Source organism: Cellvibrio sp. (genome assembly GCF_039207905.1).
Classification (GTDB): Bacteria; Pseudomonadota; Gammaproteobacteria; order Pseudomonadales; family Cellvibrionaceae; genus Cellvibrio.
In genome coordinates, this window is record NZ_JBCECX010000015.1 from 43786 (window position 1) to 57980 (window position 14195).

Below are 14195 nucleotides of genomic sequence, written 5' to 3' on the forward strand. Positions count from 1 at the left end.
TTGCGGCTGACTATGAGTCAGCCGTAGCGATTGGGTGACTGCCAAAGGATGCAAAGCGTTTTTTCAGACGCGCTTCAAATCCGGTCATATAGGAGAAGACAACAGGTACGACCAATAAGCTCAATGCAGTCGAGGTAACTAATCCCCCGATCACAGCAATCGCCATTGGCTGGCGGAAGCTGGCGTCGCCACCAAATCCAAGTGCCAGTGGCAACATGCCTGCAATCATTGCCACACTCGTCATGAGTACCGGGCGCGCACGTTTTCCCGATGCTTCAAGAATGGCGGCATTTTTGGATTCATGCGGTTGCTGCATGGAGATGATGGCAAAGTCCACCAACAAGATAGAATTTTTGGTCACAATTCCCAGCAGCATTACCAAACCAATCAGTGCCGGTAAACCTAATTCTGCACCTGCAATCAGCAGCGCAACAAATGCACCGCCAACGGATAAGGGCACTGCGGATAAAATGGTGATCGGTTGCAACCAATCTTTAAACAACAGAACCAGTACCGCGTACACACAGAAAACACCGGTGAGTAGGGCGATAATAAAGCCCATAAATAAATCCACCATAATTTCCGCATCGCCACCTTCCATAAACTGAACCGATGATGGCAAAGATTGCATGCTAGGTAATTTTTTCGCATCTTCCAGTGCGGTACCTAACGAATGGCCACCGAGGTCTGCGGAAATTGAAACTTGCTGTTGGCGATCAATGCGCAAAATTTGCGAAGGTGCACTGCGCAACTCGATAGTCGCTACACTTTTTAAAGGTATCAATCCGTCATTGGAGCGTACTCGCAAATTGGCAATAGTATCTACATCGGTGCGCATCTCGGGCGGCAGCATTACCCGAATGCCCAATTGGCGTTGATCCAGATTTAACTTCGGCAAAATATGATCGTAATCACCGGCCAATGCGATACGCAGGGTTTCGCCAATCGCTTGAGTGGAAACACCGCGCTCACTGGCTTGCACGCTGTTGGGGATAACTTGTATTTCCTGTTGTTCCAAACTGGCGGTAGAGGTAACGCCACTCAAGTAGCCTAAATTGCGGATTTCTTTTTCAATGGCACGTGCGCTGGTTGCGAGGGCAACTGAATCGTCGCCGGTCAGTAAGATCTGGAATTTTTCACCAGGGCCGCCTGCACCTGCGGAATATTTAATTCCCGCAATGGTTTCCAGTTTTGCGCGGATACTATTTTCAATTTCCGTTTGAGTAGGCCGTGACTTGCTGAAGATGACCATCAAGGTTGCTTTGCGCACCTCACCCAATGACATTCCAGCTGCGCCACCATTTGCAGTTGCTGTGCCAATGGTGGTAAAGATTTGTGCAACACCGGGAATATCTTTTATTGCGTTGCGCACTTCTTCGGCTTTGTTTTGGGTAGTTAAAAAACTGCTGCCCGGCGGTGTTTCAATTTGAACGTTGGTCATGCCTTCATCGGATGCAGGAATAAAACCAGCAGGAAGGAATGCAAGCAAGCCAATAGAAAAAATAAAGAAAATGGTTCCGGCAGCGAGTGTTGTCTTTCGATGCAACAAACACCAGTGCGCAGCTTTAAGATAATGTGGTAAAAACTTTCCTTCCTTCTCTTCATGCTCAATCGGCTTGAGTAAAAATACCGCCGTCATAGGTGTGATAATACGGGCAACCAGCAATGAAATAAGTACAGCAATAACCAGCGTCCAACCGAATTGTTTAAACACCAAGCCGGGAATACCACTCATCAATGCGGTTGGTAAAAATACCACCACCAAGGTTGCCGTTGTTGCGATAACGGCGAGCGCAATTTCATTCACTGCATCTATAGTGGCCTGCTTGATGGATTTTCCCATGCGTTGGTGCCGTGCAATATTTTCTACTTCCACAATTGCATCATCGACCAAGACGCCGACAACGACTGCCATTGCCAATAAGGTAATGGTGTTGAGCGAGAAATCCGCCCATGACATAAACGCAAAGGTGGGAATAATAGAGAGCGGCAGTGCAATAGCGCCGATTAGGGTTGCGCGCCAATCGCGTAAAAAGAAAAAGATCACGAGTACTGCGAGGAACGCGCCCTCGTACAGCATATTCATTGAACCTTCATATTGCTCCAGGATTTTTGGCACGCTGGAGCGAATTAAATGAAAGGATACATCCGGATTTTCTTGCGCTAATTCTTGTAGCACCACATCTATATCAGTAGCTAAACGTGTTTCATCGAAACCTTTAGAGCGCAATACTTGAAAGCCAATCGCTGCTTCACCGTCGAGTAATGCGGATTGAGTACGTTCCGCATTGGTGTCGATCACTTGCGCAACTTGTCCCAAACGCAGCGTTTGGCCATTCGCCATATAAATGGGCAGCTGCTCTAATTCACTCACGGTTTTCATGGTGTTGATGGTGCGCACACCTTGCTCTGAGCCGCCGAGTTGGCTGCGCCCACCGGAATTTTCCTGCTGGATTTCTTTAATCGTTTTGGATAAATCAGTCGCGGTAACACCAAGCGCATTAAGCTTCAGCGGATCAACGAGCACTTGTACCTCGCGGCTGACACCACCGAGGCGAGTGAATTTTCCAACGCCGCGCACCGACATCACTTTTTTCCCGAGTGTGTTATCCACATACCAGGATAATTCTTCCTCGGATAAATGATCGGCAGAAACAGCGTAGGTTACGGTAGGGTTATCTGCACCCAGTTCAACTTTACTCACTTGGGGTTCAAGCAAGTCCTGCGGTAAATCGCTGCGAATAGTGTCGAGTGCATCCTTAACATCAGCGACGGCATCGGAGAGATTTTTTTCCAAATCAAACTCAACCACCATCGACACATTGCCACGCGAAATGGTGGTGTGTATGTGGCGCAGCAGTTGTAAGTTGGCGAGAGCGTCTTCGGCTTTGCGTGCAACTTCCGTTTCAAGTTGTGATGGCGCTGCGCCGGGCTGGTTCAATGAGACATTGACCATCGGCAAATCCATATCGGGGAAGTCTTGCACATTCAACTTGTGGAATCCCCACAAGCCTGCGAAGGTCAATAAAATAAAAATCAGGATAGCGGCGCTAGGGTTACGCAAAGACCAGGTTGCAAAATTCATTATTTGGCTCCGCTGGCTTTTGCTGCTTTCACAGCGAGTTTGTCGCCATCATTTAAAAATCCAGCACCTTCCAATACCACTTGATCGCCAGTTTTAATGCCGGACAAAATTTCAATTTCTTGTCCCATACGGCGTCCAAGTGTCACTAGCACTTGTTCGGCTGCGTTATTTTTTACACGGAAGATCCACGTCTTGCCGTCTTTAATCACCAATGTATCTGCTGGCAGGATAATCGCTTGGGCGTTACCCACCATAATTTTTCCATCGGCATAAGTGTTTACCGCTACATCCGGTGCGCCGTCCAAAATGACGCGCACTTTTGCAAGGCGCGAACTGCTGCTGAGTTGCGGTGAAACGCTGCGGATTTTTCCGTTCAGGGTTTTGTTGTTGGGTAAATTAATTTGGGCTTGCATGGCTGGCTTTACGCGATCGAGATCGGCTGAATCAATCTGTACCACCCATTCGAGTTTGTGTTGGCGCAGCAAGCGAAACAGGGCTTCACCGGCAGCGGGCACTTTACCTGATTCAATATTGCGCTCCAGAATTTTTCCATCATCGGGTGCAACTACAGTGGCATCGGTTAATTTAATTTGCGCGAGCGATACTGCTGCTGCGGCTTGGTCGCGTGTGGCGGTTGCGGTAGCTGCCTGGGTGGAAACTTGTTCAAACTCTTGTTCGCTTAATGTTTGTTTTATTTTGAGCTGTTCAAAGCGTTTTAAATTGCTGTTAGCCAGTTGCAGGTTGGATTCGGCGAGTGCGAGATTTGCTTTCGCCTGTGCTAGTTCTGCGCGCAATAAGCGATCATCAAAGCGCGCCAGCACCTGGCCTTTGCGTACGCTATCGCCTTCAACAACATTAATTTCTGTTGCACTTATGCCATTGGTTTTTGCACTGATAATGGCTACTTCCCAAGGCAATACTTCACCTTGTGCGGGAATAGAGACTGTCCAGTCCGCCGTCTTGGCGATTGCAGTAGTGACTTGTGTGCGTGGTGCTTTATCTTCATCTTTGTCTGCATCGGCAGCAAAAACAAAAGGTGCTGCGGTCATCAGTAGCAAACCGATAACCACAATAATATTCAGGATGAGATACTTACATTTGCATTCATCTTGCGGATCGTAATTCGATAACAGCATGTTGATTGTTCCGGAAAGTTTAAAGGGGTTTCAAATTGTCGGTGAGGTATTGGAACGCAGAGTCAATCACTATGCGCACCCGAGCCTCTGATTCGATGGTGTTTTGTTGCAAATTAATTAGCGATGCACCTATGACGATGGCGCGCAGCGTATGCAGTACATTTTCTTCAACCTGCCATCCACTTTGTTTCAGCAGTTCGCGCATGATTTGTCGGGACTGTATATCTGTCTCAGTGAACCAGGCGGAGAGCGATGGATCATCATCGGCCGCTACGGTTACCGCGAGCATCATGCGCGGGAAGGTTTGGGTAACTGCAAAATGAATCATCATTTCTTTTAGCGACGCGAGCGTCAGGGGCTTGTTGTCAGGTCCAAAACGCGATTCATTCATGCGTCTTTTACTTTCATCTACCACGGCGGTTAATAGGTCAATGCGCTTGGGGTAGTGGTAGGTCAGCAAGCCCTGCCTGACTCCTGCCACTTCAGCAACACGGGTTTGCGTTAGCGCGGGAAATCCCTCCTGCAACAGGACGTCCACGGCGGCATTGAGTATTTTTTCTTTGGTTTTCACCGTCTTTTACCCTGCATAGAAAGTGGTGATTTATGAGTTTAGGTAAAAATACCAAGATTAGGTAAAAATACCAAATTTTATTTGGTTATAGATTAGGCAGATTTTTGCGCGGCGAGAATATATGGATCGGGAGTTGGGACGGTTGGGAAAGGGGAGGGCTGCAGGTTCCACCATCTAGACCGACGATCAGTAAGATGATCGACCGGTTTTCGATGATGGTTATTCGGTAGGTGAGGGCGGTTATTGCGGGGCATCTTCACCGGGCAACATTATCATCCAGGCAATGCCGAACTTATCGACCAGCTGGCCATAGAGTGGTGACCAGAAGGTTTTTGCGAGCGGCATATTCACTTTGCCGCCTTCTGCCAGCGCATTAAATGCCTTGTGTGCATCTTCTGCGGTTTGCAAAGTTAAAGACAGGCTGAATCCGCTGAAGCTTGTCGCATCATCGCAGCCGTCGGACGCGTAAATATTGGCATCACCCAGCGTGAAATCTGCATGCATGATTTTATTTTCAAAACCAGCTTGCAGCATACCTTCTGGAACGGGATCGGGGCTTTCATTAAAGCGCAGCATAAAATTAATACGCGCGCCCAAATGTTGTTGATAAAAATTCATCGCTTCTTCGCAGCGGCCGGAGAAGAATAAATAATTATTGACCTTGGCTTTGCGCATCGCGATGGTGTGGCGCATTGCATCTTCGTGTGCGGCTTCTTTGCCGTCCGGATCTATCTCGGCAAAATCTTCCATGGTGTAGAAGGTGCGGATTTCGATATCAGAATCTTCTTCCATAGGGTTGGGACATTTTTTTACCCACTCGATGGCTTCCTCCAGCGAGTTCACATTCCAAATCCAATAACCGGCGATTAATTCATTGGTTTCGGTAAATGGGCCGGTAGTGACCACGCGTTTGTTGCCGCTGAATCTTACCCGCACACCTTGGCTGCTGGGCTTTAGTCCGTCACCGGATTCCATAATGCCGGCACCGACTAGCTCTTCGTTGAACTTGCCCATTGCAGTCAATAATTCTTCACTCGGCATTTTGCCGGCTTCGGAACTGGGGGATGCTTTAACCATTACCATAACTTTCATTTTTATATCTCCTATATGAACTATTGTGTTGGGTAAAAATGTTGTTGCTAACCCATAGTCGAACCGGCTTCTTCCAAATCGACAATAGAAAAATTATTTATTCATTATTTTTTCTTGCACCACGGCGTTACCGGCGGTTTCGTTGACAACTTGCTGCGTAAACAATGGCATTTGCGTGATCGGCAGGCTGATATTCAAGGTGACATCCGCCTGATAGTCAACCTGCAACAGGGCGCCCTGATGCTGGGCAATAAGATGGCGAACTTTAGCTTCGTGGGCAAAGCTGGCGACAACCTGAATTTCCTGGCTCGGTATCACCTGGGTCAGTTCTGCACGATTGACTGCCTCGGAAACCGCACCGGAATAGGCGCGCACCAAACCGCCCGCCCCCAATTTAACGCCACCGAAATAACGTACCACTACCGCGAGTGAATTGCCCACATCACGCTCGGTCAACACATGCAGCATAGGTTTTCCCGCAGTACCCGAGGGTTCGCCTGCATCGCTGAATGCTTGGGTTTGCGGTTGTCGCGTATTGCCAATCACATAAGCCCAGCACACATGGTTCGCATCTGCGTAAGTTTGGCGATACTGATCAATTTGCTCCATAGCTTCCTCGCGTGAAGTGACAGGATGAAGAAATGTCAGGAAATCGCTGTTCTTTTCCTCAGTTGTATTTTCAACGGCTTGGGCGAGGATGGTGTAGGTGCTCATGTAAATGGTGTGCCTGAATAGCTAATTAGTATTGAGTGGTTGTCTGTTCGTTAGCGCATAGAGCGTATTTTAAGAGGGTGGTTTTTGCTGCGCTTAACAAAATTTTATAATGCCAAGTTTAGCAATTCGATGATTTTTACAGTAGCACTAATATTTTAAAATCTATGTTTTCTAATAAGCCTATGCTTTCTTGACCCGAAAATGTTTTCTCAATATAGTCCTTTTAATTGCAGTCCCGTTAATTACGGCACATCCAATTATGGCACTTGCAACTATAGCCCTGCATTTAATTGCCCCGGCGAGGGAAATCCTGGTTTGGCTAATTTAATTCCATGCTGCATCCAGCAATAGAAAAATCGCGCACCAAGGAGCATGTAGAATGAGCGCCTCGCCATTGATCGATATCCTGTTAATAGATTCTGAGTCAACTGAACTGCCGTTCATTAGTGATGCGTTGGCTGGACTTAATGTTAATCTGGTTCACGCGCACACTTATGATGCGGCGCGCTACAATCTTCTCTCGACCGACTTCGCGGTCATCATCATTAATCTTCAATTACCCATCGCACATGCAATAGATTTTGCCCAGTTTATTCGCACTGCGACACCTGCACCTGCAACACCCATTATATTTCTCGATCATCTGCCAGTAACCGAATTCCCGCTGGACGATGCCTATTCGCTGGGGGCGATTGACTACATCCTGTTGCCTGTTTCCCCTGTTGTGTTGTGCTCTAAAGTTAAAATTTTTATCGATTTGTATAACGCCGCTAAGGTTGAAGAAAAAATTCGCGCTAGTGAAGAGCGTTATAAAATGTTGTTCAACTCAATCGATGAGGGATTTTGCACCATCGAGATGTTGTTTGATGAGAATGGCAAACCATTTGATTATCGCTTTCTACAAGCAAATGCAGTGTTTGAAGGGCAAACAGGTTTGCACAACGTTGTAGGCAATACTGCGAGTAAACTTGTCCCCAATTTGGAGCAGCATTGGTTTGAGCAGTATGGCAGTGTAGCGCGAACAGGTATCCCGTTGCGCTTTGTGCTCGATGCACCGAGTATGAATCGCTGGTTTGATGTTTATGCTTTTCGCATAGGTGGTGAAGGTAGCCATTTGGTAGCCATTTTATTTAAAGATATCAGCGCACAAAAAACCGCTGAACTTGAAAGCGAGCATCTGTTCCGTCAAGTTCAAGCAGCGCATGCGCAGATGACCGAGGTTTTTCAAAAAGCACCGGCATTTATGTGTACCCTAAAAGGGCCGCGGCATATTTTTGAAAATGTGAACGAAAATTATTTCCAGCTTATTGGTCAGCGCGATGTGATAGGTAAAACCGTTGGTGAAGGTTTGCCAGAAATCATTGAACAGGGTTATGTGCAGATTTTGGATGAGGTCTATCGAAGCGGGAATTCATTTGTCGCAAAAGATGCACATGTAATGTTGCAGCGCAAAGCAAATGAACCGCAAGAGGAGCGAATTCTGGATTTCGTTTATTTACCCTTAAGGGACGCGGATGATCAGGTCTACGGAATTCTGGTGCATGGTATTGATAGCACAGAGCGCCAGCGTGCAGAAAATGGCTTGCGCAATCTCGCAACTGAATTGTCACAATCCAATCAACATAAAACAGAATTCCTCGCTATTCTCGCCCATGAATTGCGCAACCCACTTGCACCGATTCGCAACGGATTGGAAGTGCTGCGTTTGACCGGCGATGATCCAGTCGCCTTCAGCAAGGTGCGGGACATGATGCAGCGTCAAGTGGATCAGATGGTTCACCTGATCGATGATCTTCTGGATATCGCACGCATTAGCAATGGCAAACTCGAACTTAAAAAAGAGCGCGTCGCGCTCAGCAAAATTATCGGCCATGCCATTGAAACCAGTATGCCGATTATCAATGCGAATCAACATGCATTAACCGTCGATACACCCGAGCAAGCGATTTTTCTCAACGCAGACCAGATGCGTTTGTCGCAGGTACTTGGTAATTTGCTAACCAACGCCGCCAAATACACACCTGTCGGTGGCCAGATTACATTAAGCGTGCAAATACAAGGCGCTGAGTTAGTTATTGCGGTTTCAGACAATGGTATTGGTATTCCCGCGGAATCATTGCCAATAATTTTTGCGATGTTTACGCAAGTCGGCCTTAACATGAGCAGGGCACAAGGTGGTCTGGGAATTGGGCTTTCATTGGTGGATCGGCTTGTTGATATGCACGGCGGAAAGGTGAGTGTACAAAGCGAGGGTGTTGGTAAAGGCAGTACATTTACTGTGCGTTTGCCCGCTATTATTTGCAGTGAAACAACTCAGGTAACTACAATTCCCGTTACGCCTGTGCCCCACAGGCTGCGCGATAAAAGCCTGCGTATTTTGGTGGCTGACGATAATATTGATGCGGCTGAATCGCTGGTGAAATTATTTCAGTTGATGGGCCACGAAACTTGCATCGCCCACGATGGAATTCAAGCCCTTCAAGCAGCGCAACGCTTTGTGCCAGATATCGCCTTCCTTGATATCGGAATGCCGGGCATGAGCGGCAATCAAGTTGCGGTGGCGGTTAAGAAGGAGCCTGCGATTGAAAATATTGTCCTCATTGCGCTAACTGGCTGGGGAGCTGAGAATGATCGCGCTGAATCAAAAGCAGCGGGGTTTGATCATCACATGACTAAACCCATGGATATTGAAGTTGTTAAAAGGTTGTTGGCAGAGATTGAATAAACGCGAAGTGCAGGTGCTTGTAATAAGCATAGGCATTAATAATCTAAATCCTGTTGGCGAAATATGATTAACTGTGACCACTGTTGACCACAACATTTGAGGAGCTAAGCGTGGCTGTGAACAAATTGGTAAAATTCTTTGCTGCATCACTGGGCTTATCACTGGCATTTTCTGCTAGCGCAGCGCAGGAAATTCTGAATACATCTTATGATGTATCACGTGAGTTGTTTGTCACTATCAATCCAAAGTTCCAGCAGTATTGGAAAGAAAAATCCGGTGAAGATGTCACCATCCAGCAATCCCATGCCGGTTCCTCGGCGCAAGCAGCTGCAATCTTGCAAGGTTTAAAGGCGGATGTGGTTACCTTCAACCAATCGACTGACATTGATGTATTGCATCAAAAAGGGAAATTCGTCAGCCCTGACTGGCGGAATAAATTCCCGAATAATGCTTCACCGTTTTATTCAACTACCGCCTTCCTGGTGCGCAAAGGCAATCCTAAAAATATTAAAGACTGGGATGATCTCGCCCGTGCTGATGTGAAGCTGGTGTTCCCCAATCCAAAAACCTCTGGTAACGCACGTTACACTTATCTTGCGGCCTGGATCTACGCTAACAATGCCTTTAATGGCGATGAGAAAAAAATCAAAGATTTCGTTGCCAAGGTTTTGGGCAATGTAGTGGTGTTTGATACCGGCGGTCGCGGCGCTACCACTTCATTTGTAGATCGTGCACAAGGCGATGTGTTGCTGACTTTTGAATCGGAAGTCAATTTGATTCGCAAAGAGTACGGCACTGATAAGTACGACACCGTGGTTCCCAAGATCAGCGTGCTGGCAGAATTCCCGGTGGCAGTAGTGGAGTCAGTGGTAAAAGCCAAAGGTACTGAAAAAGTCGCGACTGAATATTTGAATTACTTGTATTCACCTACGGCGCAAGATGTATTGGCGAGCTTCTTTTATCGTATCCATGATGATAAGGTAAAGGCCGCTTACGCCAAGCAATTCCCCGAGTTGAAACTGGTTACCGTCGAATCTGTGTTTGGTTCCTGGAAAGACGTTAATGACAAGCACTTTGCCACCGGTGGCATCCTCGATCAATTGTTGCGTCAAGCCAAAAAATAATTGGCTAGTGGTGAGGGTTGGTTCCTGAGTGGCTCTCACTATTGGTTTTGACAACCAACAATGTGATTAAGCGCTTGTGACAAAAAAATCCTTACGTGTACTCCCCGGATTTACGCTCAGCCTTGGACTGGGCGTATTTTATTTAAGCCTTGTGGTTTTGCTGCCTGCAATTACCCTGGTATTGCAGTCCTTGCATATTAGCTGGGATGAATTTGTTTTTTACATTACTGATCCCCGCCTCTTGTCTAGCTTCCGCGTAACCTTTTTGGCTGCAGGTATTGCGACGGTGCTGAATCTGTTTCTCGGTGTCTTGCTTGCCTGGATTTTAGTGCGCTACCAATTTCCCGGTAAAAAACTGGTTGATACCCTGATCGATTTACCTTTCGCGCTGCCTACTGCTGTTGCCGGTTTAACCCTCTCCGCATTGTTTGCCCAAAATGGCTGGGTAGGGCAATTGTTGGTGCCGTTTGATATCAAAATCTCCTATACCTTTTTAGGTATTATTTTGGCGATGGTGTTTACCAGTATTCCATTCGTGGTGCGCACCTTGCAGCCTGTGCTTGAAGATCTGTCTCCCGAATTTGAAGAAGCTGCTGAAACCCTCGGTGCAAATAAGCGGCAAATTTTCTTTCGCATTATCTTGCCCCATATGACGCCGGCGTTAATGATTGGAGTGGCCTTGTCTTTTGTACGCAGCCTCGGGGAATTTGGGGCGGTAATTTTTATCGCCGGTAACATGCCTTACGAGACAGAAGTTGTATCGCTGATGATCTTCACCTATATCGGTGAATATAATTATCCTGCTGCAGCGGCAGTGGCGATGCTGATTTTAATTACCTCACTGCTCCTGTTACTTGCAGTGCAGCTGCTGCAAAATTATTACGGCAAACGGCACACTAGGGTTTAATTATGCAGACTTATATTGCACAAAAGCCTAAAACCCTCGGCAAAGTCCTGATTGGCTTGGGCCTATTTTTTGTATTCCTGTTGCTGATACTGCCGCTTACGCTGATTTTTGTTTCTGCTTTTCGCGGTGGCTGGGAATTGTTTACCAGCAATTTGCTCGACAAAGATATGCTCGCTGCAATTCGTCTGACGCTCTGGGTTGCGCTATTAACCGTGCCGGTGAATTTGGTGTTCGGTACTTTGATCGCCTGGTGTGTCACCAAATTTCAGTTCACCGGGCGAAAATTATTAATCGCTTTTATCGATGCGCCTTACGCAATCTCACCAGTGGTTGCTGGCCTGTGTTATTTATTGTTGTATGGCAACCAAAGCTGGCTCGGTGGTTGGTTGGATAGCCAAGGCATACAAGTAATTTTTGCCTGGCCAGTGATTGTATTGGTCACTATTTTTGTCACCAGTCCTTATGTTGCGCGCGAATTGATTCCGTTAATGGAGGCGCAGGGTTCCGAGGAGGAAGAGGCGGCAATGGTATTGGGTGCAAGTGGCTTACGTATGTTTTTGTGTGTGACTTTGCCCAATATCAAATGGGCGCTGCTGTACGGCACAGTGTTAACGACGGCGCGTGCGGTGGGGGAGTTTGGTTCAGTGGCGGTAGTCTCGGGCGCGATTCGCGGCCATACCAATACCTTGCCGCTGCATGTGCAATTGTTGCAGCAGGACTACAACAGTGTAGGTGCGTTTACTGCTGCTTTGTTGCTCGCCTCTATCGCGTTGCTTACCCTGATTTTAAAAACGATATTTGAGTATTTGCAAAACCGGAAGTTATCCGGTTCACTCCACTGATTTATTCAGCTATCCAATAGCGTTGATTAAGCTATCGGTATTAATAAAAAACCTCGATCATGACTGATCGAGGTTTTTTGTTTTCTGTAGCAGTGATTCACAAGGCTATTAGAATTCCTGCACAGTAGGGCGTAACACAATTTCACTGATATCAACATCGGCTGGTTGCTCGATAGCATAGGCAATTGCGCGCGCTACTGAGTCTTCCGAGATTTCATTTTGCTCATACCATTCATTCACTGCGGTAGCGCTTTGTTCATTGGAGCTACCCAGTTTCAATTCCGAGCGAACGGCACCCGGTGAAATAATGGTGGTGCGGATGCTGCCACCAACTTCATGGCGCAGGCCTTCAGTAATCGCGCGCACTGCGAATTTTGTACCGCTATAAACAGTGCCGCCCGGGCTAAATACTTTGGTACCTGCGACCGACGCGATATTAATAAAGTGCCCTGAGTTTTGTGCTTTAAATACCGGTAGCGCAGCGGCTACGCCGTAGAGCAAACCTTTTACGTTGATATCAATCATGCGGTCCCATTCTTCGATGCGTGTATCGGTGAGGGGGGCGAGTGCCATAAAGCCTGCGTTGTTGATGATCACATCTACTTTGCCGAAGTTGTCGTGCGCTAGTTTTACCAATGCCTGAACTTGATCCGGGCGGGTAACGTCAGTGGCTTGAACGGCGACTTTGCCACCGGCTGCGCGGATATCTGCGGCTATGGCTTCCAGTCTTTCTACGCGGCGTGCGCCAAGCACGACGCTTGCGCCCAGGCTTGCCAAATAACGGGCAGTTGCCTCGCCCAAACCACTGCTGCCGCCGGTAATTACGATTACTTTATTGCTGATATTGTTGCTGGTGTTGTTACTGATATTGCTGCTCATTTTGCTTGCCTCATTGGGATGAATGTTGAAGGAACGGGTTCAGTATGCTGCCCGCCAACAAACCAATAAATGGAAATGTTATGATTTCATAATTCCAAAAAATGGAATAAATGAGATAAGCCACTTGGGTGAGTGCATATGCTGAATCGACTCGAAATGTTGCGGATTTTCTGTGCTGCTGCTGAGGCCACCAGTTTTAAAGAGGCTGCGCATCGTTTGGGAATCTCCCCCCAGGCGGTAACCCGTGCAGTTAAAGAGCTGGAACAATTGCAAGGTGAGCTGCTGTTCCATCGCAATACCCGCCAAGTGCAGGTAACGCAGGTGGGCGAGGAGCTGGCAGCCAAAGCGAAAGAACGATTGCTTGCGGTGGATGATCTTTTCCAAACAAGCGCAAAACCCGGTAGCAATGAATTACATGGACGCGTGCGTATCACCGCACCGATTGGCTTTGGCCATAAACGGTTGATGCCGATCTTGATGAAGCTAACAGCTGCGCACCCGCAGCTGGATATTGATTTAACGCTGAGCGATGAGCGCGTTGATGTGGTCGATGAAAAAATCGATATAGGTGTGCGTATCGGTTTTATTCGCGATAGTCGTTTTATTGCGCGACAACTTGCCAAGGTTTATTTGCACGTTGTGGGCACGCCCGATTTAATTGCGCGCGTTGGAGCACCTGTGAGTATCGACTCGCTCAATCAAATGCCCGTTACCGGTTTGATTGATCGCAACACTGGCCGGTTTTGGCCGTGGATTTTTGCTGCAGATAAACAATGGACGCCAACGCAGCCTCGGCTCAGTAGTGCGGACACAGAGGCAGAATTAATTGCAGTTACCAGCGGTCTGGGATTTGGGCAAATCCCGGATTTTTTGGCGAGTGAATTTTTAGCTGAAAACAAATTAAAGATCGTGTTGGAAAAATTTTCTCCGGAACCCTGGGATTTATATATCTATCGTCCACAGCGTGGACCTGTGCCCGCGCGAATTCGTTTGGTGTTTGATACTTTAGTTGAAGCCTTAAGTGAATGAGGTAGTTTGTAGAAAAACCCTATTTTTATAGTCTTTAAATAAATAAACTCTGTTATCCTCAAGCAATATATAAATAGCTTGCAGGATTAAT

The 14195-nt window shown here is 47.2% G+C and carries 11 protein-coding genes; 5 read left to right on the plus strand and 6 right to left on the minus strand.

The window, feature by feature from the left end; translation table 11 throughout:
- Window positions 1–10: 10 nt before the first annotated feature.
- The 5 genes from AAGC78_RS10925 to AAGC78_RS10945 all read right to left on the minus strand — a co-directional run bounded on the left by AAGC78_RS10925 (window position 11) and on the right by AAGC78_RS10945 (window position 6598).
- A complete protein-coding gene (locus AAGC78_RS10925) occupies window positions 11–3085 on the minus strand; it encodes an efflux RND transporter permease subunit (protein WP_435784113.1) in 3075 nt (1024 codons plus the stop codon).
- Entirely contained in the window at window positions 3085–4221 is a 1137-nt protein-coding gene (locus AAGC78_RS10930) for an efflux RND transporter periplasmic adaptor subunit (protein ID WP_435784114.1), read from the minus strand. The genes AAGC78_RS10925 and AAGC78_RS10930 overlap by 1 nt, the downstream gene beginning before the upstream one ends.
- 19 nt (window positions 4222–4240) lie before the next feature.
- Window positions 4241–4792 (minus strand): TetR/AcrR family transcriptional regulator, encoded by a 552-nt coding sequence (locus AAGC78_RS10935; protein ID WP_435784115.1) that lies wholly within the window; start codon window positions 4790–4792, stop codon window positions 4241–4243.
- A gap of 240 nt (window positions 4793–5032) precedes the next feature.
- Window positions 5033–5884: a YciI family protein gene (locus AAGC78_RS10940; RefSeq protein WP_435784116.1), complete on the minus strand. Its 852-nt coding sequence runs from the start codon at window positions 5882–5884 to the stop codon at window positions 5033–5035.
- 93 nt (window positions 5885–5977) lie between these two features.
- Window positions 5978–6598, minus strand: a complete 621-nt coding sequence (locus tag AAGC78_RS10945) for a YigZ family protein (RefSeq protein WP_435784117.1) — start codon at window positions 6596–6598, stop codon at window positions 5978–5980.
- A 379-nt stretch (window positions 6599–6977) separates the two neighbouring features.
- Between AAGC78_RS10945 and AAGC78_RS10950 the strand changes: the two genes are divergently transcribed.
- From AAGC78_RS10950 to cysW, 4 genes are all read left to right on the plus strand, one after another.
- Window positions 6978–9323 carry an ATP-binding protein gene (locus AAGC78_RS10950; protein WP_435784118.1) on the plus strand — a complete coding sequence of 782 codons (2346 nt, stop codon included), beginning with the start codon at window positions 6978–6980 and terminating at the stop codon, window positions 9321–9323.
- Window positions 9324–9433: 110 nt separating this feature from the next.
- Entirely contained in the window at window positions 9434–10447 is a 1014-nt protein-coding gene (cysP, locus tag AAGC78_RS10955; RefSeq protein WP_435784119.1) for a thiosulfate ABC transporter substrate-binding protein CysP, read from the plus strand.
- Window positions 10448–10523: 76 nt separating this feature from the next.
- Window positions 10524–11354 carry a sulfate ABC transporter permease subunit CysT gene (gene cysT / locus AAGC78_RS10960; RefSeq protein ID WP_435784120.1) on the plus strand — a complete coding sequence of 277 codons (831 nt, stop codon included), beginning with the start codon at window positions 10524–10526 and terminating at the stop codon, window positions 11352–11354.
- 2 nt (window positions 11355–11356) lie between these two features.
- Complete coding sequence (cysW, locus tag AAGC78_RS10965) at window positions 11357–12196, plus strand: sulfate ABC transporter permease subunit CysW (RefSeq protein WP_435784121.1); 840 nt, start codon at window positions 11357–11359, stop codon at window positions 12194–12196.
- 108 nt (window positions 12197–12304) lie between these two features.
- On the opposite strand, the gene AAGC78_RS10970 is transcribed toward cysW, so the two are convergent.
- Window positions 12305–13075 carry an SDR family oxidoreductase gene (locus AAGC78_RS10970; RefSeq protein ID WP_435784122.1) on the minus strand — a complete coding sequence of 257 codons (771 nt, stop codon included), beginning with the start codon at window positions 13073–13075 and terminating at the stop codon, window positions 12305–12307.
- 138 nt (window positions 13076–13213) lie between these two features.
- On the opposite strand from AAGC78_RS10970, the gene AAGC78_RS10975 reads away from it, so the two are divergent.
- Window positions 13214–14104 (plus strand): LysR family transcriptional regulator, encoded by an 891-nt coding sequence (locus AAGC78_RS10975; protein ID WP_435784123.1) that lies wholly within the window; start codon window positions 13214–13216, stop codon window positions 14102–14104.
- Window positions 14105–14195 lie beyond the last annotated feature (91 nt).